The sequence below is a fragment of the Prevotellamassilia timonensis genome (assembly GCF_021531665.1).
In the GTDB taxonomy this organism is placed as follows: Bacteria; Bacteroidota; Bacteroidia; order Bacteroidales; family Bacteroidaceae; genus Alloprevotella.
In genome coordinates, this window is the sequence record NZ_JADYUH010000116.1 from 1 (window position 1) to 854 (window position 854).

Annotated in this window: 1 protein-coding gene; it reads left to right on the top strand. The window is 47.5% G+C overall.

The annotated features are described in order from the left end of the window. Nucleotides 1-854, top strand: an 854-nt coding sequence (locus tag I6E40_RS10595; protein WP_235387230.1) for an IS1634 family transposase, incomplete at both ends; no start/stop codon positions are given.

The following is an 854-nucleotide window of genomic DNA, read 5'->3' on the forward strand; positions in this document are numbered from 1 at the left end:
ACGGTACTCAGCTTCTGCTTGATCAAGTCTATGACAGCATCGGTTTTAACCGGATTCCCGATGAGATTCTGCGTCATTTGGTAATCGCAAGGGTTTCGCAGCCCAGAAGCAAACTTGCCACAGTAGATTACCTAAAGTCATATTATGATGAAGATGTTGACCTCAACCACATCTATCGCTACATGGATAAGCTCTACAATACTCAGATGGAGCTTGCACAGCAAATCAGCGTAGAGCACACCCGCAAGCTGTTCGGCGGCAAAATCGGCTTGATGTTCTACGACGTGACGACGCTCTACTTTGAGACTGCACAGACGGACGTATTGCGTGAACCGGGGTTTTCAAAGGATGGCAAGACGGCAGAGTCACAGGTCGTACTCGGTCTGCTTGTATCAGAAGGAGGCTATCCGCTTTCATACTCTCTGTTCAAAGGTAGCCAGTATGAGGGCTTCACCATGATACCAATGATAGATGACTTCAAGCAGCGTTTCAATCTGGGGAAAGACTTTGTTGTGGTGGCAGACTCCGGCTTGATGAACAAGAACAATGTCACTTTGCTGCAGGAGGCTGGCTACAACTACATACTTGGAGCCCGCATCAAGAGCGAGAACGCAAACGTTAAGCAATGGATTCTCTCTTTAGAGAAGGTTGATAAAGCCTGTTACAACTACAAGCGTGAGAATGGGGAAAGATTTATCGTCAGTTATTCCGACAAACGTGCGAAGAAGGATGCCTACAACCGTGACCGCGGAATTGCCCGACTGAGAAAAGCCTACAAGAGCGGACGCATTACGAAGAGTCAGGTGAACAAGCGTGGCTACAACAAGTTTCTTGAAATCAGCAAGGACATAGAG